The sequence below is a fragment of the Geodermatophilus sp. SYSU D00708 genome (assembly GCF_054050115.1).
On record NZ_JBJGYS010000016.1, the window covers coordinates 65,100 to 86,554 of the forward strand.

Here is a 21,455-nt window from a genome sequence, read left to right on the forward strand (position 1 = left end):
CGACCGGGTGCTGCAGTCCGCGCCGGCCGACCCTCCGGCGACGGGGGGCTCCGGCTCCGGAGTGACCGGCGGACCCCCCAACGTCGCGCGGTCCCCGTTTGTGCCCGGTCCGACGGGTCGAACACATCGGCACCGGATCCGGTCGGACGGGATGCGGAGCGCCAGAGGTTACCCTGCGCCCGTGGCGACTCCGGTGGGTGCCGATCCGTCCGTCGTGGGGCCCTACCTGGCCTCCGTCTTCGGCGACGAGCGCTGGCGCGACGTGCGCGTCGACCTCATCGCCGCCGGCATGTCCAACCTCACGTACATCGTGACCCCGGACGGCGGGGCGCCCGGCGACGAGGTCATCCTGCGCCGGCCCCCGACCGGAGCGGTACTGGCGACCGCGCACGACATGGAGCGGGAGCACCGGGTCGTCAGCGCGCTGGGGCCGACGCCGGTGCCCGTCCCCCGCACCCTGCACCTGTGCACCGACCCCGCCGTCCTCGGCGCCCCCTTCTACGTGATGGAGCGCGTGGTGGGGTTGCACGTCGTCGACACCATCCCGCCCGGCTACGCCGACGAGCCCGCCCAGCGCCGGCGTATCGGCGAGGGGCTGGTCGACGCCCTCGCCGACCTGCACTCGGTCGACTACGAGGCGGTGGGCCTCGGCGGCTTCGGGCGGCCGGAGGGCTTCATGACCCGGCAGGTGCGCCGCTGGACCAAGCAGTGGGACGCCACCCGCGACCGCGACCGCCCCGGCCTCGACGCGCTGGCCGCCCGGCTGGCCGAGACGGTGCCGGCCACCCAGCGGCACGCCGTCGTCCACGGTGACTACCGGCTGGACAACTGCCTGCTCGACCCCGACACCCCCGGCCGCATCCGGGCGGTCCTGGACTGGGAGATGTCGACCCTCGGGGACCCGCTCGCCGACCTGGGGATGCTGTTCGTCTACTGGCCCCAGGCCGGAGAGGAGAGCATCACCGGCCAGAGCAGCGTGACGGCGCTGCCGGGCTTCCCCAGCCGCAAGGAGGTCGCGGAGCGCTACGCGTCCCACACCTCCCTCGACCTCGCCGACCTCCGCTGGTACGTGGGTTTCGCCTACTTCAAGTTCGCCGCGATCGTCGCCGGCATCGTGGCCCGCTCGAAGGCGGGCGCCATGGCCGGCAAGGACACCTCCGGCTACGAGGAGCGCATCGACCCCTGCGTGGAGCGGGGACGCGCCGCGCTGGACGACGGTGCGATCTAGACCCGCCGACCGGCCCTAGACTCCCGCCGACCACCAGGCATCGAGGGGGAGACAGCCCGTGAGCGCGCCGCCGACCGACCGTCCCGCGGTGCGCCCCCGCAGCGGCCGGCGCCCGATCCCCCCGCTGATCTTCCTGCTCGTGCTGGCCCTGGCCGCGCTGGCCGTGTGGTGGAACGTCCTGCAGGACGAGCAGGACCGCGACGCCGCCCAGGCGGCGGCGTGCACCACCGCGTCGGCCGCCCCGCCGTCGCTGGACCCGGGCACCCTGTCGGTGCGGGTCTTCAACGCCACCGACACCGCGGGGCTGGCCCAGCAGGTCGCCGCCGAGCTGCAGGGCCGCGGCTTCGTCGTCGACGAGGTCGCCAACGACCCCAGCGACCGCGAGGTGACCGGGGTGGGCGAGATCCGGCACGGCCCGCGGGGCAACGACGCGGCCGCCTACCTGGGGCTGTTCCTCCAGGGCGCCGGCGACTACCTCGACACCCGGGCCACCGCCCAGGTCGACCTGGTCATCGGCCCGGAGTTCGCCTTCCCCGACAGCCTCTCCGGCCCCGAGGAGGTCGCCGCCGCGCTCAGCACCGTCGAGAGCGCGGCCGCCGCCTGCTGAGAGCGGACGGCGTCCTCCCTCAGCGGGGGTGCAAGCGGTCCAGGAGCGCGACGAACTCCTCGGCGACCGACGGCGCGGCCGCGATCCCGAGCGGGTCGGCGAACGGGCGGCCGGGCAGCCCGGTGACCACCAGCCCCGCCTCGGCGGCGACGAGCGCTCCGGCGGCGTAGTCCCAGGGGTTGAGTCCCTCCTCGTAGTAGGCGTCGAGCCGGCCGGCCGCGGCCGCGCACAGGTCCAGCGCGGCGCAGCCGAAGCGGCGGATGTCGCGGATCTCGGGCAGCAGCCGGGCGACGACCGCGCCCTGCGTGCGCCGCTGCTCCTCCCGGTACCCGAAGCCGGTGGCGACCAGCGCCTGGCCGAGCGACGCCGGCCGGCTGCCGTGCAGCCGGACCGGCTCCGGGTGCGCCGGGGAGCTGACGAACGCCCCTCCCCCGGCGGTGGCGGTGAACGTCTCCCCGGTGGCGGCGTTGAGCACCACGCCCGCGACCACCCCGGCGCCGTCCACCTCGGCCCCGATGGAGACCGCGTACGCGGGCAGCCCGTAGAGGAAGTTGACGGTGCCGTCGATGGGGTCGACCACCCACCGCACCCCGCTGCGACCCTCCCGCGACGCGCCCTCCTCGCCGAGGACGCCGTCGTCGGGCCGCGCCCCCAGCAGCCGCGCCGTGATGAGCTCCTCGCACTGCTTGTCGACCGCGGTCACGACGTCGGTCGGGCTGGACTTGACGTCGACCTGCTCGGCCGCCGAGGCGCGCCCGCGGGCCACCAGGTCGGCGGCCTCGCGCGCGGTGGCGACGGCGAGGTCGAGCAGGGCGGCGGGGTCCACGGCGGTGGTCACGGTCCGATCCTCCACGAGGGGGACTGCCACCCGCGGCGCCGGTCACTAGATTGACCGCGTGCTGGGCTTCGGGGTGGACATCGGTGGCAGCGGGATCAAGGGGTGCGTGGTAGACCTCGACACGGGCGAGTTGCAGGGTGAGCGGCTGCGCATCGAGACGCCGCAGCCGGCCCTGCCGCAGCCGGTCTACGACGTCGTGTCGCGGGTGGTGCGGCACTTCGAGTGGGAGGGGCGCGTCGGGGTCACCTTCCCCGGCGTCCTCAAGCACGGGGTCGCCCACACCGCCGCGAACGTGGACAAGAGCTGGCTGGGCACGCACGTCGCCGAGGGGTTGGAGGCCGTCCTGCCCGACGGGGTCCAGACGCTCAACGACGCCGACGCCGCCGGGCTGGCCGAGATGCGCTACGGAGCCGGCCGCGACAAGAAGGGCGTGGTGCTGATGCTGACCTTCGGCACCGGCATCGGCAGCGCGCTGTTCACCGACGGCGTCCTCGTGCCCAACACCGAGTTCGGGCACATCCAGGTCGACGGCGAGGACGGCGAGCGGCGGGCGTCCGCGGCCGCCCGCGAGCGGGAGGACCTCAGCTACCCCCAGTGGGCCAAGCGGGTCGACCGCTACCTCGACGTCCTGGAGGCCGGCCTGTGGCCGGACCTGGTCATCGTGGGCGGCGGCGTGAGCAAGAAGGCGCACAAGTGGGTGCCGCTGCTGACCACGCGCACGCCGGTCGTCCCGGCGCAGCTGCTCAACGACGCCGGCATCGTCGGGGCGGCCCTCGCGGCGGAGGAGCGCATCGGGCAGTGACCCCGGCGCGCCGCGTGTCCATCGGCTGCCGGGCCACCACACAGGGTGAGAACGTGCCTGGACCGGGACGTTCACCCCGTGCGAGCGAGCACGACGGGTCCGCAACGGTGGTTTCGGCGCGGTCCGTCGTTACAATGGGAGAGCCCCGCCCCGTCGCTCCTCAGCCGAGAGGCATCCCCCGCACCCGCACCGGCCAAACGCCGGTCGTTTCGTCGGGACCTCTCCCGCTCCGGACGCCGGCCGAGGCCGCTGCCCGGGGTCCACAGGGCCCCCGGGGAACGCACCCAGAACGGGAAGGAACCTGAGTGCCCGCCGACCAGCCAGCACCGGAAGCAGCCGCAGCGAGCACCTCGAGTCGCTCCAGGACGGTCGCCGCCGCCCCCCGGGCGACCAGGACCAGCGCACCGGTATCCGCAGGCGACGCCACGGCCGCACCGGCCAAGGCCCCGGCCCGCAAGAAGGCACCGGCGAAGACCAGCGCCGCCAAGGGCTCCCGCAAGCCGAGCATCACGCCGTCGCCGGGTACCGGTGAGGGCGGCGCCGTGCTGACCGCCGTGGCCACCGACGACGCCACGGTCGCGGTCGTCGACGGCGAGGGGCTCAAGATCGACGAGACCGTCGTCGCCGGACCCGACGGCGTCGCCGACGCCGAGCCCACCCCCGAGGAGGCCGCCGCCGAGGGTGGCGACTTCGAGTGGGACGACGAGGAGGAGTCCGAGGCCCTCCGCCAGGCCCGCAAGGACGCCGAGCTCACTGCCTCGGCCGACTCGGTCCGCGCCTACCTCAAGCAGATCGGCAAGGTCGCGCTGCTCAACGCGGAGGAGGAGGTCGACCTCGCCAAGCGGATCGAGGCCGGGCTCTACGCCGCCGAGCGGCTGCGCCAGGCCGAGGAGGAGGGCCAGAAGCTCTCCCCGCAGATGCGCCGCGACCTCAACTGGATCGTCCGCGACGGCGAGCGCGCCAAGAACCACCTGCTCGAGGCCAACCTCCGCCTGGTGGTCTCCCTCGCCAAGCGCTACACCGGCCGCGGCATGGCGTTCCTGGACCTCATCCAGGAGGGCAACCTCGGCCTGATCCGCGCGGTGGAGAAGTTCGACTACACCAAGGGCTACAAGTTCTCCACGTACGCCACCTGGTGGATCCGCCAGGCCATCACCCGCGCGATGGCCGACCAGGCCCGCACCATCCGCATCCCGGTGCACATGGTCGAGGTCATCAACAAGCTCGGTCGCATCCAGCGCGAGCTGCTCCAGGACCTGGGCCGCGAGCCCACCCCGGAGGAGCTGGCCAAGGAGATGGACATCACCCCGGACAAGGTGCTGGAGATCCAGCAGTACGCCCGGGAGCCGATCAGCCTCGACCAGACCATCGGCGACGAGGGCGACAGCCAGCTCGGTGACTTCATCGAGGACTCCGAGGCCGTCGTCGCCGTCGACGCGGTGAGCTTCACGCTCATGCAGGATCAGCTGACCAGCGTGCTGCAGACCCTGTCCGAGCGGGAGGCCGGCGTCGTCCGCCTGCGCTTCGGCCTCACCGACGGTCAGCCGCGCACGCTGGACGAGATCGGCCAGGTCTACGGCGTGACCCGTGAGCGGATCCGGCAGATCGAGTCGAAGACGATGTCGAAGCTGCGCCACCCGAGCCGTTCCCAGGTGCTGCGCGACTACCTCGACTGAGCAAGGACCCCGACGAGGGCCCCTGGGCGGAGACGCCCAGGGGCCCTCGTCGTCCCGGTCAGCGTTGCTGCACCGTGGGCCGAGGCGCCGCGGGCAGGTCCTCGCCCTGCGCGGTGCGCGGGGTGGGCGCCATCGGCTGGGGTCGCGCCTCGACCTGCTGGACGGTGTCGATGGTCTCCATGGCCTTGGTGAACTCGACGTTCTCGTTGTCCATCAGCGCCCGGGGGTTGAAGTCGGGACTCGCCAGGACGCCGTGGACCCGGCGTCGCTGCATCCCGAAGTTGCCGCCGTCGTAGATGGGGAAGATCGCCGCCTCCCTGAGGTACTTCTCGAACGCGTGCTTCTTGTCCGCACTGTTGACCCCGACGACCTGCATGCACTTGTAGACGCTGTCCAGGAGGGTCTCGGTGCAGAAGGTCTTGTTCAGCGCGCCGATCAGTTCGCCGTGGAAGTCGTGCTCGTCGATGTAGTGCGCCGCCTTCCAGCAGAAGTACCGACAGGCCTCGATGCGCGCGGCTACGTCGCCCAGCACGTATCCGACGTTCTGGAACTGGATCATCGGGTGCGGGCTGCCCGCGGTGTAGGTCCTCGCCCACTGCAGCGCGGCCTCGTACGCGGCACGTGCGACACCCACCGCGGCGATACCAGCGACCGGACCGGACCAGGCGAAGTTGCGGTTGATGAGCAGGTCGCCGTTCCCCAGCGTCCCCTGCACGAGGTTGTCGGCGGGCACCCGGGCGTCCTCGAAGACGATCTCCGCGTTCGGCGTGAGGCGGTGCCCGAAGGTGTCGATCAGGGAGTACGTCACGCCGGGGGTCCCGCGCTCCACCAGGATGGCGGAGAGCCCCTCGGTGCCGCCCTTCTCCGGGTCCGTGCGGACGACGACGAGGTTGACGTTCGCGCCCTCGCCGTCCCACCCCGCGACGTTGCACGGCCAGTACTTGCGACCGTTGAGCACGTAGTGGTCGCCGTCCCGCCGCGCGGTCACGCCGATGCCTACGGGGTGGGCCAGCGGGGTGTCGAAGTTGGCCGTGCCGCCGGGCGTCCCCGGGGGCTCGCTGGCGGCGTACCCGGCGATGAACTCACCGGACGGGTCCGACGTGGCCGCTCCGATGACCCGCCGCTTCTGCTCCTCGGTCCCCCAGTACCAGACCGGCATCAGCGCCAGTCCGTTCACCAGGACCGTGCAGGCGAACCCCGGGTCGACGGCACACAGCTCCTCGGCGGCCAGGATCAGTTCGACGGTGGTCAGCCCTCCCCCGCCGTACTCCTTCGGCAGCATCCCGAAGGCGATCCCGCGCTTGTACGCCTCGACGTAGGCGGGCTTGGTCATCTGGAACGCCTTCAGGGGGTCCGGCTCCCGGTCCGCGTCCCGGACGATCGGCGCCAGCACGTTCTCCGCGAAGTCGCGAGCGGCGAGCTGGACCTTCTTCTGATCCCCACTGAGCGCGAAGTTGATGCCGCTGGACGGCGCGAAGTCGATGGACATGGCGACCCTCTCCTCGGGAGACCGAAGTGCCGGCCGACCACGACGGCGGCCGGGAACACGCCCTCGAGCCGGGTTGCGGACGAGGCTGTGTCGCTTGTCACAGTCGTGCGTCCGCGCTCCACGCGAGAAGGGCCCAACGTCTCGTCCCGGCACCGGCCGGCCCGGGCGGCTCCGCGGCGCGGGTGTCCCGGAGTCCCAGCTCGGGCCGCCGTCGGGAGCGGCCGATCGCCACGGTGCGTCGACGTTCCGGGCGCGTGACACCGCAGTGCCCCAGGTCACAGGCGGGTGTCGGGGAGGTCACGATCTCACCCGGATGAGCCGGAGGGGCGGTGTACGCCGTCACCGTCCGGGTAAGCGGCGTAGCGTGGAGGACGTCAAGACAGCAGCGGACCCACGAGCCGGACACTGACCCGGCGCACGAGACCGACGAGAACCACAGGCACGACGACAGACCAGCACCACCCAGTGACGTCCCTGCTGACCCGCCCCACCCGCATCAGGCGGCACCCGGCTCACCGGCACCCGGCGAGTCCCCCGTCCGATCGGCAGGATCGGGAACAGAGGGCTCCATCCTGGCGCTGTGCAGGAGGCCGATCCGCAGCCGCGGGTCCGTGCGGTAGAGAGCGAGTGATGACCCAGATGACCCAGACGCTGACGACGACCCCGCCCGCCGACGACCTGGTCGTCCCCTTCCACTGTGACCGCTGCGGTGCGCTGGCCAAGGTGCGTGTCGTCCTCGCCAGCGGCAGCGACCTCGTCTTCTGCGGGCACCACGCCCGTGAGTACGAGGGCAAGCTGCGCGACATCGCCGTCGACATCATCGAGACAGACGGCGAGCAGCGCCTCAGTCACTGACCGAGGAGCTATCGTCGCAGACTGCGATGAAGCCCTCACCCGACGCCGCCGCCGGCGTCCCTTCCCCGCCTGGTGCGGACGGGACGCCGGCGGCTCCGTCGTTCCCGGGGTCCCCCGGTCGACGGCGACCCGGAGACCCCTCGATGCCCCCACAGACCACGCCGTCCGCGCCGCAGCCCTCGGCTCCGGAGGGCGACGCCGCACTGCCGGACCAGACCGTCCGGCTCGGGCAGCCGGTGCTGTCCGACGACACGCGCCCGGTGCCGCGCGACCGCGGCCCGCTGACCGCCGAGGGCAGCGCCCCCGCGGGCCCGCCCGTCCCACCGGCCGCGCCTCCCGCCGCTGACGCCGACGCCGACGCCGAGCCGACGCCGGTCGCCGACGGGGCCGACGGGGCCGCCGGGGCCGCCGGGGTGCCGGACGAGCCGGAGCCGTCCGGGGACGCGCCGACCGTTGCGTCGGACGACGACGACCGCGCGACCCAGGACATCCGCTTCGCTCCCGGCGAGGCCCCCCGTGACCTGCCCGCTCCCGGGGAGCAGTCGCCCACCTCCGTGGTCCCGCCGGCGGAGTCCCCCGCCGCGGCGGCCGCCGCAGCGGCGGCCGCCGCAGCGGACGCCGAGCACGCGCCGGGGTCCGGCGACGACACCACCGACACCGCCGTCCCCGGTGGCCCCGGCTCCGGTGGCCCGGGCTCCGGCGGTCCCGGCGACAGCCCGACCCCCGACGGCCCCACCCCCGACGGCGTGGGCCCCGGCCGGCCGTGGTGGCGGCGTCCGGCCGTCCTGGCCCCGGTCGCCGCGGTCGCCGTCCTCGGCGCGGCCTACGGCCTCGACCTGCTCGTCGCCGGCGGGGACGTGCCCCGCAACACCGTCGTCGCCGGTGTCGACCTCGGTGGCCTGTCCCCCGCCGCCGCCGCCGAGCGGCTGCGGGCCGACCTGGAGCCCCGGATCGGCGCCGACCACGTCGTGGTCGCCGAGGACGTGGAACTACCCCTCTCCCCCGCCGCCGCGGGCATCACGCTGGACGTCGACGGCACCGTCGACGCCGCGGACGACCAGCCGCTCAACCCCTGGACCCGCCTGGTCTCGCTGTTCAGCGACCGGGCCGTCGACCCGGTGCTCACCGTGCAGGACGACGCGCTGACCACCCAGGTCGAGGCGATCGCCGCCCAGGTCGACCGCGCCCCGGTCGACGCCACGATCACCCTCGACGGGACGACGCCCACCGTGGTGACCCCCGAGGAGGGGCGCAGCCTCGACCAGGAGGCGTCCGCGGCGGCGATCACCTCCACGCTGGCCTCCGGCGGGGACCCCGCCACGCCGATCGAGCTGCCCGTCGACGTCGCCGAGGTCTCGGTGGACGCCGCGGAGGCCGAGCGGGTGCTGGCCGAGACCGTCACCCCCGCGCTGGCCGCGCCGGTCACGGTCACCAGCCAGGACGGCGCCACGTCGGCGGAGATCCCGGTGGAGGCGATCGCCGCCTCACTGACCTTCACCCCACAGGAGGACGGCGTGCTCGCCGTCGCCGTCGACCCGGCGGCCCTGCAGGAGGCGACCGGTGACGACCTCGCCGAGTTCGGCACCCCCGCCGAGGACGCCCGCTTCGAGATCTCCGGCGGCGCGGTCACCGTCGTCCCCTCGGTCGACGGCCAGGGGGTCGACCCGGCGGAGCTGGCCGGCCAGCTGCTCGAGGTGCTGCCCCAGCCGGCGCCGCGCACCGTGACCGCTCAGCTGGGCCCGGTCCCGGCCGACCTCACCACCGAGGAGGCGCAGGCGCTCGGGATCCGCGAGGAGATCAGCTCCTTCACGACCACCACGACCAACAGCGCCAGCGGCACCAACATCCGCGTGGTCGCCGAGGAGGTGGACGGCGCGCTGGTCATGCCCGGCGAGACCTTCAGCCTCAACACCTTCACCGGCCCGCGGGGCACCGCGCAGGGCTACGTGCCGGCCAACGTCATCAGCGGCGGCGAGCTGTCGACGGCGGTCGGCGGCGGGATCAGCCAATTCGCCACGACGATGTTCAACGCGGTGTTCTTCGCCGGCCTCGAGGACGTCTACCACAAGCCGCACAGCTTCTACATCAGCCGCTACCCGGCCGGCCGCGAGGCCACGGTGTACGAGGGCGTCATCGACCTGCAGTGGCGCAACGACACCGACACCGGCGTCTTCGTCGACACCCGGTGGGAGCCCCGCGCCGGGGGCGGCGGCTCGATCACGGTGACCTTCTACGGGACCAAGCGCTACGAGGTCGAGGCGATCGAGGGCGCGCGGACCAACTACCGCCAGCCGGCGGTGCAGGAGAAGGTCGACGACGGCGACTGCATCGCCCAGTCCGGCGTCCAGGGCTTCGATGTGACCGTCACCCGCATCATCCGCGACCTGCAGGGCGCGGAGGTCCGGCGCGAGACCTTCGAGACCACCTACGCCGCCGAGGCGGTCATCCGCTGCGTGGCTCCCGAGCCGGAGCCCGAGGCCGACTCCGAGCCGGCACCGGACGAGGCGGAGCCGGAGTCCTCCGACTCGGGCGACTGACGCTCCTCCGATCGGGCGACCTGCGCAGCGGCTCCCGGCCGGCCGCAGGTCGCCCGGCGGGGCGACGTGCACACTGGGGTGATGAGCACCGTCCTGCCCGGTGGGTCGCCGGCCCCCGCAGGCAGCGCCCCCGACGGTGCCGCACCGGCCCCCTCCGGCGCGACCGCCGCCACCGCGGCGACCGGCGCCCCGCCGCGGGGACGCCTGAGCCGCTGGCCCGCGCCGGTCCGCGTACCGCTGCAGGTCCTCGGCCGCACGGTGGCCAAGGCCTGGGGCGACCGCATCCTCGGCCTCTCCGCCGAGGCTGCGTTCTGGCAGATCCTGTCGGTGCCTCCGCTGCTCATCGGGCTGCTGGGCTCGCTGGGCTACCTCGGCACGTTCATCGGCGAGGCCACCGTCGCCCGGATCGAGGACCAGTTGGTCACCGCCTCGGCCCGGGCGCTCACGCCCGACGTCGTCAACTCGCTGGTGCAGCCGACGCTCAACGACATCCTCGGTTCCGGGCGGCTGGACGTGGTCAGCGTCGGGTTCCTGCTCGCCCTGTGGGCCGGGTCGTCGGGCACGGCGACGTTCATGAACACGATCGTCATCGCCTACGACCAGCGCGACGTCCGGGGACCGATCCGCACCCGGCTCATGGCGCTGTGGCTGTTCGTCGTCGGCATGGTGCTCGCGGTGCTCACCCTGCCGCTGCTCGTGCTCGGCCGCGAGGTCCTGGTCTCGCTGCTCCCGGCCGACTGGCGCGACACCGCCACGGTGCTGGTCAACGCCGTCTACTGGCCGGTCGTGCTCGTCGGCCTGGTCCTGGCGCTGACCAGCTTCTACCACGTGGTCCTGCCGCGGCGGCTGCCCTGGCGGCGGCACCTGCCGGGCACCCTGCTCGCCGTGGCGTTCTTCATCGTCACCGCGCTGCTGACCCGCGCCTACGTGGCCGACATCCTCACCGCGACGCTGCCCTACGGGGCGCTGGCCACCCCGATCGCCGCGCTGCTGTTCTGCTTCTTCTTCGGGATGGCGGTGCTGCTCGGCGCGGAACTGAACGCCACGATCCAGGCGCGCTGGCCGGCACCGCTGCGCCGGCACCAGAAGCGCCGGCAGGAGCGCCGGGCGGCCAAGCTGGAGCGCGCCCGGCGCCTCGACCTGCTCTGAGAGCGTCCCTCGGCCCCGTCCAGGGCACCGCCGCGAGCCTGCGAGCGGCGGGTGCCTCCTACTTCTTGAGCTGCTCGTAGACCTCCTTGCAGGCCGGGCACACCGGGCTGCCGGGCTTGGGCGACTTGGTCACCGGGAACACCTCGCCGCAGAGCGCCTCGACGAGGGTGCCCATGACCGCGCTCTCGGCGATCTTGTTCTTCCGGACGTAGTGGAAGACCTCGTTGGCGTTGCCGGTGTCGCCCTCGCGGACGTCGGGCTTCTCGAGGATGTCGGTGCTGCTCACGGGCTGCTCCCTGGAGATCGGGGACGGCGGTCGGGGCGCGCCCGCCGACAGCGGCCGGACACGGCTCCCCCGCCCCCATGATGGCAGGGTGCACGCCGAGACCCCGCCGCATCCCGCCCAGCTCTCCCCCGAGGTCGCCGACGCGCTCGCCGCCGGCCGCCCGGTGGTCGCACTCGAGAGCACCCTGCTCGCCCACGGACTGCCGCGGCCGGACAACCGCGCCGCCGCCGACCGGGTGGAGGCCGCCGTCCGGGCCGGCGGGGCGGTGCCCGCCACGATCGCCGTCCTCGACGGCGTGCCGCACGTGGGGCTCACCGCCGAGCAGGTGGACCGGGTCTGCGGCGACCCGGACCTGGCCAAGCTCGGGGTGCGCGACCTCCCGGTGGCGACCGCGCTGGGACTCAGCGGCGCGACGACGGTGTCGAGCACCGCGCTGCTGGCCGCCCGCGCGGGCATCGGGGTGTTCGCCACGGGCGGGCTCGGCGGGGTGCACCGGCAGTCGGCGGAGACGTTCGACGAGTCCGCCGACCTGGTCGCCCTCGCCCGCACCCCGCTGGTCGTGGTCTGCGCCGGGGTGAAGTCGATCCTCGACGTCCCGGCCACGCTGGAGCGGCTGGAGTCGCTGTCGGTGACCGTCGTCGGCTACCGCACCACGACCTTCCCCGGCTTCTACGTCGCCGACTCCGGCGCGACCGTCGACTGGTCCGTGGACGACGCCAAGCAGGCCGCCGCGGTCTTCGCCGCCCGCCGCGACCTGGCGCCGGGCGCGGTCGTCGTCGCCAACCCGCTGCCGGCCGACGAGCAGCTGGACCCGGAGCTGCACGACCGGGTCATCGCCGGGGCGCTGGCCGCGGCCGAGACGGCGGGGGTGCGCGGCAAGGCCGTGACCCCGTTCGTCCTCGACCACCTGCACCGGGCCAGCGAGGGCGCCACCCTGGTGGTCAACGTGCGGCTGGTGCTCCGCAACGCCGAGCTGGCCGGCGAGATCGCCGCGGCCCTGGCCGCGCACGCCCGCTGAGCGGCCGCCGCGTGCCCGTCGTGGTCGTCGGTGACCTGGCCACCGACGTCGTCGTGGTGCTCGACGGCGAGCCCGCGCCGGGGTCGGACCGGCCGGCGGCCATCCGCAGCCGTGGTGGCGGCGCCGGGGCCAACGTCGCCGTCCACCTGGCCGAGCTGGGCACGCCGGTGGTGTTCGCCGGCTGCGTGGGCGACGACCCGGCCGGGCGAGGGCTGGTCGCCGACCTCGCCGCGGCCGGGGTGACCCCGGCGGTCCGCACCGTCCCCGGCGCGGCCAGCGGCACCGTCGTCTGCCTGGTGGAGCCCGACGGGCAGCGCAGCATGCTCGCCGACCGCGGGGCCAACCTGGCGCTGCGGCCCGAGGACGTCCCGGCGCCGGTCCCCGGCGGCCACCTGCACCTGTCCGGGTACACGCTGCTCGACCCGCGGCCGCGCGCGGCGGGTCTGGCGGCGCTGACCGCGGCGGCGGCGGCCGGGTGCACGGTGTCGGTGGACCCGGCCTCGACCGGTCCGCTGGGCCGCTACGGCGTCGACCGCTGGCTGGCCGACACGGCCGCGGCCACGCTGGTGCTGCCCAACGAGGCCGAGGCCCGGCTGCTCACCGGGTGCGCCGACGCGGCGACCGCGGCCCGCGCGCTCGCCGTCCGCCACCCGGTGGTCGTGGTGACCCTCGGTGCGGACGGCGCGCTGTGGGCCTCCGGCGACGTGATGCTGCACCGGCCGGCGCACGCGGCGGCCGTCGTCGACACCACCGGCGCCGGCGACGCGTTCGCCGCCGGCCTGCTGTCGGTGTGGCTGGCCGACCCCGACGGCAACCCGGTGCGGGCGCTGGACGCCGGCCTGGTGCGGGCGGCGGCCGTCGTGGCGCGGCCGGGGGCCCGCTGACCCGCTAGTGCTCGATGACCCGGCCCGGGCGGGCCGGGTTCTCGAGGATCCGGTCGGGTCGCGGCGCGGCGTACCGGTTGACGTCGAGCTTCTTCTTCGGCGGCTCGTCGTTGGCCATCATCACCGCGATCCACGGCAGGACCGTGCCGAGGAGCGCGAAGATCAACGCCAGCCACAGCGTCTGGTAGAAGACCGCTGCCAGGATCAGGCTGACGGCGCGGACGGCCATGGTGAGCACGTAGCGCTTCTTGCGTGCCGCGTGCAGCTCGGCCCGGCTCGGCGCGGCCTCGGTGATGAGGACCGGCTGCGGCCGGCGGGAACGCGCGGGCTGCTGGCTCGAGGCCACGGGCTTCCTCTCCTCCGCCGACCGGGTGACCGGCGCTCGGCGGATCCCCTCCGCGGGTCGTGCCGCCCGGCGTCCCGACGGCGCCCGGCCCGGCACGGCCCCGGGTCGCCGCCCATCGTGCCACCCGATCCGGGCCGGTGCAGGCGCCCCCGGCGCGCCGTCGTCAGGAGCCGGCAGCGGCCTTCGCGGCCTGCTTCTTCTCCTGCTTGAACCGGCGGACCTCGGCCAGCGACTCCGGGCCGGTGACGTCGGCGACCGAGCGGCGGGAGTCCTCCTCGCCGTACTCCCCCGCGGCCTCCCGCCAGCCCGGCGGGGTGACGCCGTACTGCTTGCCGAGGAGGGCGACGAGGATCTTGGCCTTCTGCGCACCGAACCCGGGCAGCTCACCGATCCGCTTCAGCAGGGTGCGGCCGTCCGGGACGTCGGTCCACAGCGCCTCGGCGCGGCCGTCGTATCGCTCGACCAGCAGCCGGCAGACCGCTTGGGCGCGCCCGGCCATGGAGCCCGGGTAGCGGTGGACCGCCGGCGGGCCCTGGAACCACGCGGTCAGCTGCTCGGGGTCGGTGTCGGCGATGTCGGCCGCCGACAGCGAGTCGACCCCCATGCGGTCGGCCAGCAGGCGGGGACCGGCGAACGCCCGCTCCATGGGGAACTGCTGGTCGAACAGCATGCCCAGCAGCAGGGCGAGCGGGTCGCGGCCGAGCAGGTCGTCGGCGGCGGCGTCCTGGGTGATCCGGATCGTCGGCACGCCAGAGATGGTGCCGTACCCCGGTCCGGGTGCGAGGACCTGCTGCAGCGCGGTCCGTCGATGGACGGCGCTCGGCAGACGTCAGCGGGGAACGACGGCGGTCGCCACTGGGTGCAACCTCTCGCACCGGAATGGGTTCCCGGCCGCGGCTCGGCCGCCTAGAGCCCCCGCGCCACCCGCTCGAGCAGTCCGTCCAACTGCGCCTCGCGCTCCCGCTCCGACAGATCGCGCAAGGGGCCCTGCAGGCAGAGCACGGCGAACCCGTGCACCGCCGCCCAGCAGGTGACGTCGGCGCCGGGACGCCGCTCGGCGGGTAGCACGCCGGTCGTGACCAGTTCGTCGAGCACGGTGGAGAGCACTCCGTAGGGGCCCTGCCCCGGTGCGCCGTCCTCCGGTCGGGCGCAGGCGAAAGCCGTGGCGAACAGCCCCGGCTCGGCGAGCGCGAAGTGCACGTACTCCCGGCCGCTCAGGACCGCAGGCGGGCCCGCGGGGTGCCGGCTCGACCAGAGCCCTCACGGCCGGGCGCCATCGACAGCCGGGCCTGCGGCGCTTCGACCGAGCGCGCCCCCGCCAGAGGGTCCCGACTGTCGGGAACCTCGACTCCCGCCGAGCTGTGCCCTGCTCCGCGCGCCTGGGGGGAGGAGACTGTTCGAGTGGCACGCGTCGGCCTGGTCCTGGGCGCCGGCGGCGTGGTCGGGCAGGCCTACCACGCCGGTGTCCTCGCGGTGCTCGAGCACGACTTCGGCTTCGACCCGCGGACGGTCGACGTGATCGTCGGCACCTCGGCCGGCTCGATCACGGGCACGCTGCTGCGGCTCGGCGTCAAGGCCGAGGACCTCGCCGCGTGGACGGTCAAGGCTCCGCTCTCCGGCGACGACGACGTGCTGCGCCAGATCGCCGCCACGCCGGTGCCCGAGCTGGCCCCGTTCCGACCGCTGGAGCTGGTGCTCCGCCCGATGCGGCTGCCGGCACCGCGGATGGTGCACCGGGCGCTGACCCGGCCGTGGCGCTTCCGGCCGCTGGCCGCCGCGATGGCCCTGGTGGCGCCCGGTCGGCACGACATCGTCGAGCAGCTCGCCGCCCTGCGAGAGCTGGAGCGGCCGCAGTGGCCCGACCGCGCGCTGTGGATCTGCGCCGTACACCGGCACGACGGTCGCCGGGTCGTGTTCGGCCGCCCCGGCACGCCACCGGCGCCGATCCACCTGGCGGTCGCGGCGTCCTGCGCGGTGCCCGGGTACTTCGCGCCGGTCCGGATCGGGGCGCACACCTACGTCGACGGCGGCGTGCACTCGCCGACCAACGCCGCGCTGCTGCGCAGCTGCCGCCTGGACCTGGCCGTGATCGTCTCGCCGATGAGCGGGCCTGCGGGGGCGCAGCTCAACGTCTACGCGGCCTCGCGCCGGCACTCCGCCCGGCTGCTGCGACGCGAGGTGCGGGCGCTCGAGGCGGCCGGCGTCCGGACCGTGGTCTTCGCTCCGGGCCCGGCCGAGCAGGCGGTCATGGGCGACGACATGATGTCGCGACACCGCCTGGACGAGGTGATCCAGCAGTCGTTCCTGGCCGCCGGCGCCTACTGCGCGCGGCCCGGGGTCGCCGAGCTCGTCAGGGCCGCGGTCACGGCCAGCCGCGAGTAGCCGTACCTCGACGCTGCACCGCCACCCCTACGGCGACCCGGTGTTCCCGCTGCAGGCCGTCATCGGCCCGGCCCCTGACCCCGACCACACCGGCGGGGAGTTCCTCCTGGTGGAGCGGCGGCCGCGAGCCCGGTCCCGCGGCCACGTCACCGCGCTCCCCGTGGGCACGCGCTGGTCCTCACCACGCGCGACCGCCCGGTCCGCTCCGCCCGCGGCTGGTCGGCCGCGCCGGTCCGCCTCGGCGTCAGCACCCTCCACACCGGACGTCGCCACACCCTCGACCTGGTCCTGCACGTCGCCGCCTGACCGGCCCGGCTGCGAGACGCCTGCCGCCGCATGGACTCCCCGGGGGTGGGTAGACCGGCACCACCGACAGAGGTCGAACAGAGCGAGCCCGGCCGGTCCGAGGGTGTGCACACGTCCGCCCCAGGGCGTGGACCCCGCGGGTCGCGCCGCCTCGGGGCCGGGGGTGGACGCGTGAGCGTGAGCGTGTGGGCGCACCACCCCCTGCCGGTACGCGACGCCCACCGGACGGCGACGTGCGAGGGACAGCCGGGCAGCACCGCGGACCTGGCGGTTCTGCGCCGCCGAGTGCGCGCGGCGCTGCACGACGGGTCGTTACCGACCGGCACCGACGACGGCGAGCGACTCCTGCTCGTCGTCGAGGAACTGGTCTCGAACGCGCTGCGACACGGTCGGCCACCGGTCCACGTCACCGTCACCGCGGCCGCGCTCGGCTGGCTTGTCGCCGTCAGTGACGCCGCACCCAGCCGCCCGCCGACCCCGGCGCTGGACCGCGACCCCGGCCGTGGCGGCATGGGCCTGTCCCTGGTCGCACGGATCTGCGGCGCACGGGGCTGGGTGGTCGAGGACGGCCGCAAGGTCGTCTGGGCCCGGGTGCCGTACCGCGAACCGCTCCCGGCCGGCCGACTCCAGGAGGTCACCGGCGACGTCCTCGCCCTGGCCACCCGCATGGTCGCGTCGGCGCTCCAGGTGGCCGCGACCCTGGACGAACTGGCAGACGACGCGGACCAGGCCGGACGGAGCCAGGCTGCGGGCCGGTACCGGAACCGGGCGGCGCGTGCCCGCCTGGAGGCCGAGCGGGCGCGCTGGGTGGTCCTCACCGGCGCGGCCTCCGGTGGCCACGGCCGCGGCCGGCAGGCCGACCCACCCGCCCCCGGGGAGCCGACCGCCACAGGCTGAGGACGTCGCCGGCCGAGGACGCCACCGGCTGAGGACATCGCCGGTCCCCCGCCGCAGCGCTCCCGCCGTCCTCCCGGCCCTGCGGTGCCCGCGAGTCCCGCCCGGCGTGCCGCCGCGACGCGCGTGGGATCTCTCACCTTGACGGTGGCGGGGACCTCTGGGCGTCGTCCGGTGACGCGCCCGGGGCGTACGCGGGCCATCGGCGTGGCGGGCGGCTCACCTGCCCCTTCCTCCCGGCCCTCTCGCAGGGGACTGGCGCGGCGTCGGAGAGGCGCACCGGCGCGTCCCGGAAGGGTGGATCCCGCACCCCGTGAGAACCGTTCCGTCACGGGCTTCCGATCACGCTCTGCTCATGCCTAACCTCTTTCGGTCACACCCGCTCACCCGATCGAGGGCTTCTCTTCCCCATGCACCACCGTCCCCCCGGGCAGCGACTCGTTCCGCTCCTGCTGCGCTGGTCCCACTCGGGAACCCGTCGCGCAGGCCTGCCGGTCCTCGCGGTCGTCGCCCTCGTGGCCGTCGCCATCACGCTGATCACGCCCTCCGGGCAGGAGGCCGCCGAGAGCGTCCCCCTGCACGAGGCGTCCGTCACCAGCCCGCTCGCCCACGAGGGCGACGACGCGGGCGCGGGCATCGGCTCCGCCCTGCAGTCCGACGGGCAGGCCGTTCCCGAGGCCGCCGAACCGGCCGACACCGACAGCGGTCCCCTCTCGGTCACCGACCGCGAGGTGCTGCACAAGGTCAAGCAGGCCGGCCTGTGGGAGATGCCGGTCGGGACCTGGATGAGCGAGCGGGCCGAGGACCCGGCGGTCCGTGAGGTCGGCAGCAAGATCTCCGCCGAGCACAGCGAGCTCGACGGGATCGTCGAGGACGCCGCCGGCCGGCTGGGCGTGGCGCTCCCCCCGGAGCCCTCGCCCGAGCAGCAGGGCTGGATGGCCGAGATCGACGGGCTGCAGGGCGCCGCGTTCGACGAGCGCGCCGTCTTCCTGCTCCGCCAGGCGCACGGGAAGGTCCTGCCGGTCCTCGCCGAGGTGCGCGGCGCGACGCGCAACGCGGTGATCCGTGAGTTCACCGCCGAGGCGATGGCGTTCGTCCAGCGGCACATCGAGTACCTCGAGTCGACCGGGCTCGTGGACTACGACCAGCTGCCCGGCACGTCCGACGTCGACAACCCGGCCTGGGCGTCCAACACGCTGAACTTCGTGCTGTTCGCCCTGGTCACCGCCCTCTTCGCCGTCCTCCTCGTCCTCTTCGGCCGAACGCTGGGCCGGACCGTGAAGGCCCTCAGCGGACCGAGGGAGACCCGAGCCACCACCACGCGGGCACGAGCCCGTGGTCACCACGCAAGGAGCAGAGCATGAGCAGGTCCACCACCAACCGAGCGTTCCCCATCGCCGCGGCGATGGCCGTGGGGGCGGTGCTCGGCGGGGTCGCGGTGGCCGGCACGGGCGGCCTCGCGACGGCGTCCGCCAACACCAGCACGCCGGCCGCTGGGTCCTCCGCGGCAGCGAGCGAGGAGTCCGCCGCCGCCGCGGGCCACGACCACGACGCCCCGGCGTCCGCCGACGCGGCGCCGCTGGTGCCGCTGGCGGTGGGCTGCGAGGACTCCGACCTGCCGCCGCACGACGGCAACCAGATCGGGCCCGCGTGCGTCTCGACCCCGTTCGGCGAGGTCGGCGCGGCCGAGGACAACCCGCAGCTGCTGATCACCGACGCCCCCGACTCGGTGACGGTCGGCCAGCCGTTCACGCTCACCGTGTCGACGCGCAACCTCGTCCGGGACCGCTTCCTGCCCGCCGCGCAGGGTGGCTACTACCTCGAGTCCTCGACCCTCGACGACAACGGCATCGTCCGCGGCCACTTCCACACCGCCTGCCGCGTGGTCGGCGACGCCGACGTGGCGCCCGAGCCGGTGCGTCAGGACGTCTTCGTCGCGACCGAGGACGGCGAGGGCGGCGCCGCGCCCGACAGCGTCTCCGTCGAGATCCCGGGGCTGCCCGCCGCCGGTGAGGCCCAGTGCATGTCGTGGGCCGGCGACGGGTCGCACCGCATCCCGATGATGGTGTTCGCCAACCAGATGCCGGCGGTCGACTCCGTCCGCATCCGGGTCGAGGAGGGCGACGCGGCGGCCGCTCCGGCCGACGACGCGGCGGCGGAGGACGCCGACGCCGCCGAGGAGACCGAGGCCCCGGCGGACACCGACGAGCGCCCGGCCACCCGCTCGCAGGAGTCCACCGAGGCCCGCGAGCGCGGCGAGACCGCGGAGGGCACCGAGGACGCCGACGCCGCGACCGACGCCGACGCCGACGCGGACACGGGCACCGACGCCGACGCCGGGACCGACGCCGAGGCCGACGCCGACACCGACACCGACACCGAGGCGGCTCGCACCACCCGCAGCGACCGCTCGAACGGCCGCTGACCGCCGGCCGTCCTCTGCCCACCGCGCGCGGTCGCCGCTCCCGGTGTGGCAGAGGATGGCCCGGTGCGCGCGGTGGTGAGCAGGGTCGGCACGGCGGCGGTGACCGTCGACGGCGAGGTCGTCGGCGAGATCGGGCGCGGGCTGCTGGCCCTGGTCGGCGTCGGTCGGGACGACGACGCCGACCGCGCCCGCACGCTGGCCCGCAAGGTGCACGAGCTGCGCGTCTTCCCGACCGAGGCCGGTGCCCGCTCGGTCGGCGACCTGAGCCTGCCGGTGCTGGTCGTCAGCCAGTTCACGCTCTACGCCGACACCCGCAAGGGCCGCCGTCCCTCCTGGGACGCGGCCGCCCCCGGTGAGGTCGCCGAGCCGCTGGTGGACGAGGTCGTCGCCGAACTGCGCCGGCGCGGGAGCGAGGTGGCGACCGGCGTGTTCGGTGCCCGCATGCTCGTCTCCTCGGTGAACGAGGGACCGATGACCTTGCTGCTGGAGGTCTGAGCCCCGACGACCGTGGGTAGTGCGGGGTGACGGAACACACGCCCTGTGCGTTTGCTGTGAAGTGGGCATGCGTGGAACACCCGAGTGGGTCGGGGCCGTTGGACAGGGCGTACCACAACGGACACACGAGCGAGGCTCCTCGGCCGACCGAGCCGGCCGACCGGAGCCCCACCCACGACGCCGGACGCACCGTCGCCACCGCCGACCGACGGACGCATCCGAACCGAAGGCAAGGACGAAGACAGATCGTGACGCTGCTGCAGTCTTCCCCCACCGACACCCTCGAGGTGCGCTCCCGGACCGCGCGCCGCGAACCCGACACCAGCGGCCTGGTCTCCACCGACCTGGTCCGGGTGTACCTCAACACCATCGGCAAGACCGCGCTGCTCACCGCCGAGCAGGAGGTCGAGCTGGCCAAGCGGATCGAGGCCGGCCTCTACGCCGAGCGGCTGCTGGCCGAGCGGCAGCTGACCCCCGCCCTCCAGCGCGACTACAAGGCGCTGGCCATCGACGGCAAGGCCGCCAAGCGGCACCTGCTCGAGGCCAACCTGCGGCTGGTCGTGTCCGTGGCCAAGCGCTACACCGGCCACGGCATGACGTTCCTGGACCTCATCCAGGAGGGCAACGTCGGCCTGATCCGCGCGGTGGAGAAGTTCGACTACACCAAGGGCTTCAAGTTCTCCACGTACGCCACGTGGTGGATCCGCCAGGCCATCACCCGCGCGATGGCCGACTCCGGCCGCACCATCCGGCTGCCCGTGCACCTGGCCGAGCAGGTCAACAAGGTGGTGCGCACCCGCCGCCGGATCCACCAGGAGCTGGAGCGCGAGCCCACCGCCGAGGAGCTCGGTCTCGAGCTGGACATGACCCCGGAGCGGATCACGGAGCTGCTCGAGTACTCCCGCGACCTGGTCAGCCTCGACCAGACGGTCGGCGCCGACGAGGAGTCGCGCCTCGGTGACTTCATCGAGGACGCCGACGCCGCGGTCGCCGAGGACGCGGTCGCCTTCCAGATGATGAAGGGCGACGTCCGCAACGTGCTGTCGACCCTCGAGGACCGGGAGCGCGACGTCGTCGTCCTGCGCTTCGGCCTGGACGGCGGCCAGCCCCGGACGCTGGAGCAGATCGGCAAGCAGTTCGGCCTCTCCCGCGAGCGGGTGCGCCAGATCGAGCGCGAGACGATGGCCAAGCTCCGCGACCCGGAGCGCGCCGACGCGCTGCGCGACTACCTCGCCTGA

At 74.5% G+C, this 21,455-nt stretch carries 21 protein-coding genes and 1 pseudogene; 16 read left to right on the top strand and 6 right to left on the bottom strand.

Features of this window, described 5'->3' with window-relative positions; genetic code table 11:
* The first annotated feature begins 181 nt into the window (after positions 1–181).
* Both ACI79D_RS14900 and ACI79D_RS14905 read left to right on the top strand, forming a co-directional pair.
* Positions 182–1,228, top strand: coding sequence for a phosphotransferase family protein (locus tag ACI79D_RS14900; protein WP_456919199.1), 1,047 nt, complete (start codon positions 182–184; stop codon positions 1,226–1,228).
* 58 nt (positions 1,229–1,286) lie between these two features.
* Positions 1,287–1,835: a LytR C-terminal domain-containing protein gene (locus ACI79D_RS14905; protein WP_456919200.1), complete on the top strand. Its 549-nt coding sequence runs from the start codon at positions 1,287–1,289 to the stop codon at positions 1,833–1,835.
* 19 nt (positions 1,836–1,854) lie between these two features.
* On the opposite strand, the gene ACI79D_RS14910 is transcribed toward ACI79D_RS14905, so the two are convergent.
* Complete coding sequence (locus ACI79D_RS14910; RefSeq protein WP_456919201.1) at positions 1,855–2,673, bottom strand: inositol monophosphatase family protein; 819 nt, start codon at positions 2,671–2,673, stop codon at positions 1,855–1,857.
* A gap of 58 nt (positions 2,674–2,731) precedes the next feature.
* Here ACI79D_RS14910 and ppgK point away from each other — a divergent pair, with 58 nt between their 5' ends.
* Positions 2,732–3,475: a polyphosphate--glucose phosphotransferase gene (gene ppgK / locus ACI79D_RS14915; protein ID WP_456919202.1), complete on the top strand. Its 744-nt coding sequence runs from the start codon at positions 2,732–2,734 to the stop codon at positions 3,473–3,475.
* Between the two features lie 305 nt (positions 3,476–3,780).
* Positions 3,781–5,151: an RNA polymerase sigma factor gene (locus ACI79D_RS14920; RefSeq protein WP_456919203.1), complete on the top strand. Its 1,371-nt coding sequence runs from the start codon at positions 3,781–3,783 to the stop codon at positions 5,149–5,151.
* Between the two features lie 58 nt (positions 5,152–5,209).
* Here ACI79D_RS14920 and ACI79D_RS14925 read toward each other — a convergent pair whose 3' ends face one another.
* A complete protein-coding gene (locus ACI79D_RS14925; RefSeq protein WP_456919204.1) occupies positions 5,210–6,640 on the bottom strand; it encodes an acyl-CoA dehydrogenase family protein in 1,431 nt (476 codons plus the stop codon).
* Between the two features lie 630 nt (positions 6,641–7,270).
* Here ACI79D_RS14925 and ACI79D_RS14930 point away from each other — a divergent pair.
* The 3 genes from ACI79D_RS14930 to ACI79D_RS14940 all read left to right on the top strand — a co-directional run bounded on the left by ACI79D_RS14930 (position 7,271) and on the right by ACI79D_RS14940 (position 11,181).
* On the top strand, positions 7,271–7,495 hold the full coding sequence (locus ACI79D_RS14930) for a DUF7455 domain-containing protein (RefSeq protein ID WP_012949566.1): 225 nt from the start codon (positions 7,271–7,273) through the stop codon (positions 7,493–7,495).
* Between the two features lie 983 nt (positions 7,496–8,478).
* A complete protein-coding gene (locus tag ACI79D_RS14935; protein ID WP_456919254.1) occupies positions 8,479–10,032 on the top strand; it encodes a VanW family protein in 1,554 nt (517 codons plus the stop codon).
* Positions 10,033–10,113: 81 nt separating this feature from the next.
* Positions 10,114–11,181 carry a YihY/virulence factor BrkB family protein gene (locus tag ACI79D_RS14940; protein WP_456919205.1) on the top strand — a complete coding sequence of 356 codons (1,068 nt, stop codon included), beginning with the start codon at positions 10,114–10,116 and terminating at the stop codon, positions 11,179–11,181.
* Between the two features lie 58 nt (positions 11,182–11,239).
* Here ACI79D_RS14940 and ACI79D_RS14945 read toward each other — a convergent pair whose 3' ends face one another.
* A complete protein-coding gene (locus ACI79D_RS14945) occupies positions 11,240–11,467 on the bottom strand; it encodes a DUF3039 domain-containing protein (RefSeq protein ID WP_456919206.1) in 228 nt (75 codons plus the stop codon).
* An 88-nt stretch (positions 11,468–11,555) separates the two neighbouring features.
* Between ACI79D_RS14945 and ACI79D_RS14950 the strand changes: the two genes are divergently transcribed.
* Positions 11,556–12,485 carry a pseudouridine-5'-phosphate glycosidase gene (locus ACI79D_RS14950; protein WP_456919207.1) on the top strand — a complete coding sequence of 310 codons (930 nt, stop codon included), beginning with the start codon at positions 11,556–11,558 and terminating at the stop codon, positions 12,483–12,485.
* Between the two features lie 11 nt (positions 12,486–12,496).
* Complete coding sequence (locus ACI79D_RS14955) at positions 12,497–13,369, top strand: carbohydrate kinase family protein (RefSeq protein ID WP_456919208.1); 873 nt, start codon at positions 12,497–12,499, stop codon at positions 13,367–13,369.
* A 4-nt stretch (positions 13,370–13,373) separates the two neighbouring features.
* Here the strand turns inward: ACI79D_RS14955 and ACI79D_RS14960 are convergent, their stop codons facing one another.
* The 3 genes from ACI79D_RS14960 to ACI79D_RS14970 all read right to left on the bottom strand — a co-directional run bounded on the left by ACI79D_RS14960 (position 13,374) and on the right by ACI79D_RS14970 (position 14,915).
* Positions 13,374–13,715, bottom strand: coding sequence for a DUF3099 domain-containing protein (locus ACI79D_RS14960; RefSeq protein ID WP_456919209.1), 342 nt, complete (start codon positions 13,713–13,715; stop codon positions 13,374–13,376).
* A gap of 163 nt (positions 13,716–13,878) precedes the next feature.
* The gene (locus ACI79D_RS14965) at positions 13,879–14,463 is read right to left on the bottom strand and encodes an HhH-GPD-type base excision DNA repair protein (RefSeq protein WP_456919210.1); all 585 of its coding nucleotides are present in this window, start codon (positions 14,461–14,463) and stop codon (positions 13,879–13,881) included.
* Between the two features lie 158 nt (positions 14,464–14,621).
* Positions 14,622–14,915 (bottom strand): TetR-like C-terminal domain-containing protein, encoded by a 294-nt coding sequence (locus ACI79D_RS14970; RefSeq protein ID WP_456919211.1) that lies wholly within the window; start codon positions 14,913–14,915, stop codon positions 14,622–14,624.
* Positions 14,916–15,116: 201 nt separating this feature from the next.
* Between ACI79D_RS14970 and ACI79D_RS14975 the strand changes: the two genes are divergently transcribed.
* From ACI79D_RS14975 to sigB, 7 genes and pseudogenes are all read left to right on the top strand, one after another.
* Complete coding sequence (locus ACI79D_RS14975) at positions 15,117–16,097, top strand: patatin-like phospholipase family protein (protein ID WP_456919212.1); 981 nt, start codon at positions 15,117–15,119, stop codon at positions 16,095–16,097.
* 13 nt (positions 16,098–16,110) lie between these two features.
* A pseudogene (locus ACI79D_RS14980) lies at positions 16,111–16,403 on the top strand (2OG-Fe(II) oxygenase).
* Positions 16,404–16,574: 171 nt separating this feature from the next.
* Complete coding sequence (locus tag ACI79D_RS14985; protein ID WP_456919213.1) at positions 16,575–17,300, top strand: ATP-binding protein; 726 nt, start codon at positions 16,575–16,577, stop codon at positions 17,298–17,300.
* Positions 17,301–17,812: 512 nt separating this feature from the next.
* Complete coding sequence (locus ACI79D_RS14990) at positions 17,813–18,661, top strand: DUF4142 domain-containing protein (RefSeq protein WP_456919214.1); 849 nt, start codon at positions 17,813–17,815, stop codon at positions 18,659–18,661.
* A complete protein-coding gene (locus ACI79D_RS14995) occupies positions 18,658–19,722 on the top strand; it encodes a hypothetical protein (RefSeq protein WP_456919215.1) in 1,065 nt (354 codons plus the stop codon). Before ACI79D_RS14990 ends, ACI79D_RS14995 begins: the two co-directional genes overlap by 4 nt.
* Positions 19,723–19,785: 63 nt before the next feature.
* Positions 19,786–20,217: a D-aminoacyl-tRNA deacylase gene (gene dtd / locus ACI79D_RS15000; RefSeq protein ID WP_456919216.1), complete on the top strand. Its 432-nt coding sequence runs from the start codon at positions 19,786–19,788 to the stop codon at positions 20,215–20,217.
* Positions 20,218–20,465: 248 nt separating this feature from the next.
* Positions 20,466–21,455, top strand: a complete 990-nt coding sequence (gene sigB / locus ACI79D_RS15005; RefSeq protein WP_456919217.1) for an RNA polymerase sigma factor SigB — start codon at positions 20,466–20,468, stop codon at positions 21,453–21,455.

Bases quoted from the DNA above. Each gene is read 5' to 3' on its own strand.
- ACI79D_RS14995 (WP_456919215.1), top strand. From the start codon at position 18,658: ATGAGCAGGTCCACCACCAACCGAGCGTTCCCCATCGCCGCGGCGATG.
- ACI79D_RS14930 (WP_012949566.1), top strand. From the start codon at position 7,271: ATGACCCAGATGACCCAGACGCTGACGACGACCCCGCCCGCCGACGAC.
- ACI79D_RS14940 (WP_456919205.1), top strand. From the start codon at position 10,114: ATGAGCACCGTCCTGCCCGGTGGGTCGCCGGCCCCCGCAGGCAGCGCC.
- ACI79D_RS14925 (WP_456919204.1), bottom strand. From the start codon at position 6,640: ATGTCCATCGACTTCGCGCCGTCCAGCGGCATCAACTTCGCGCTCAGT.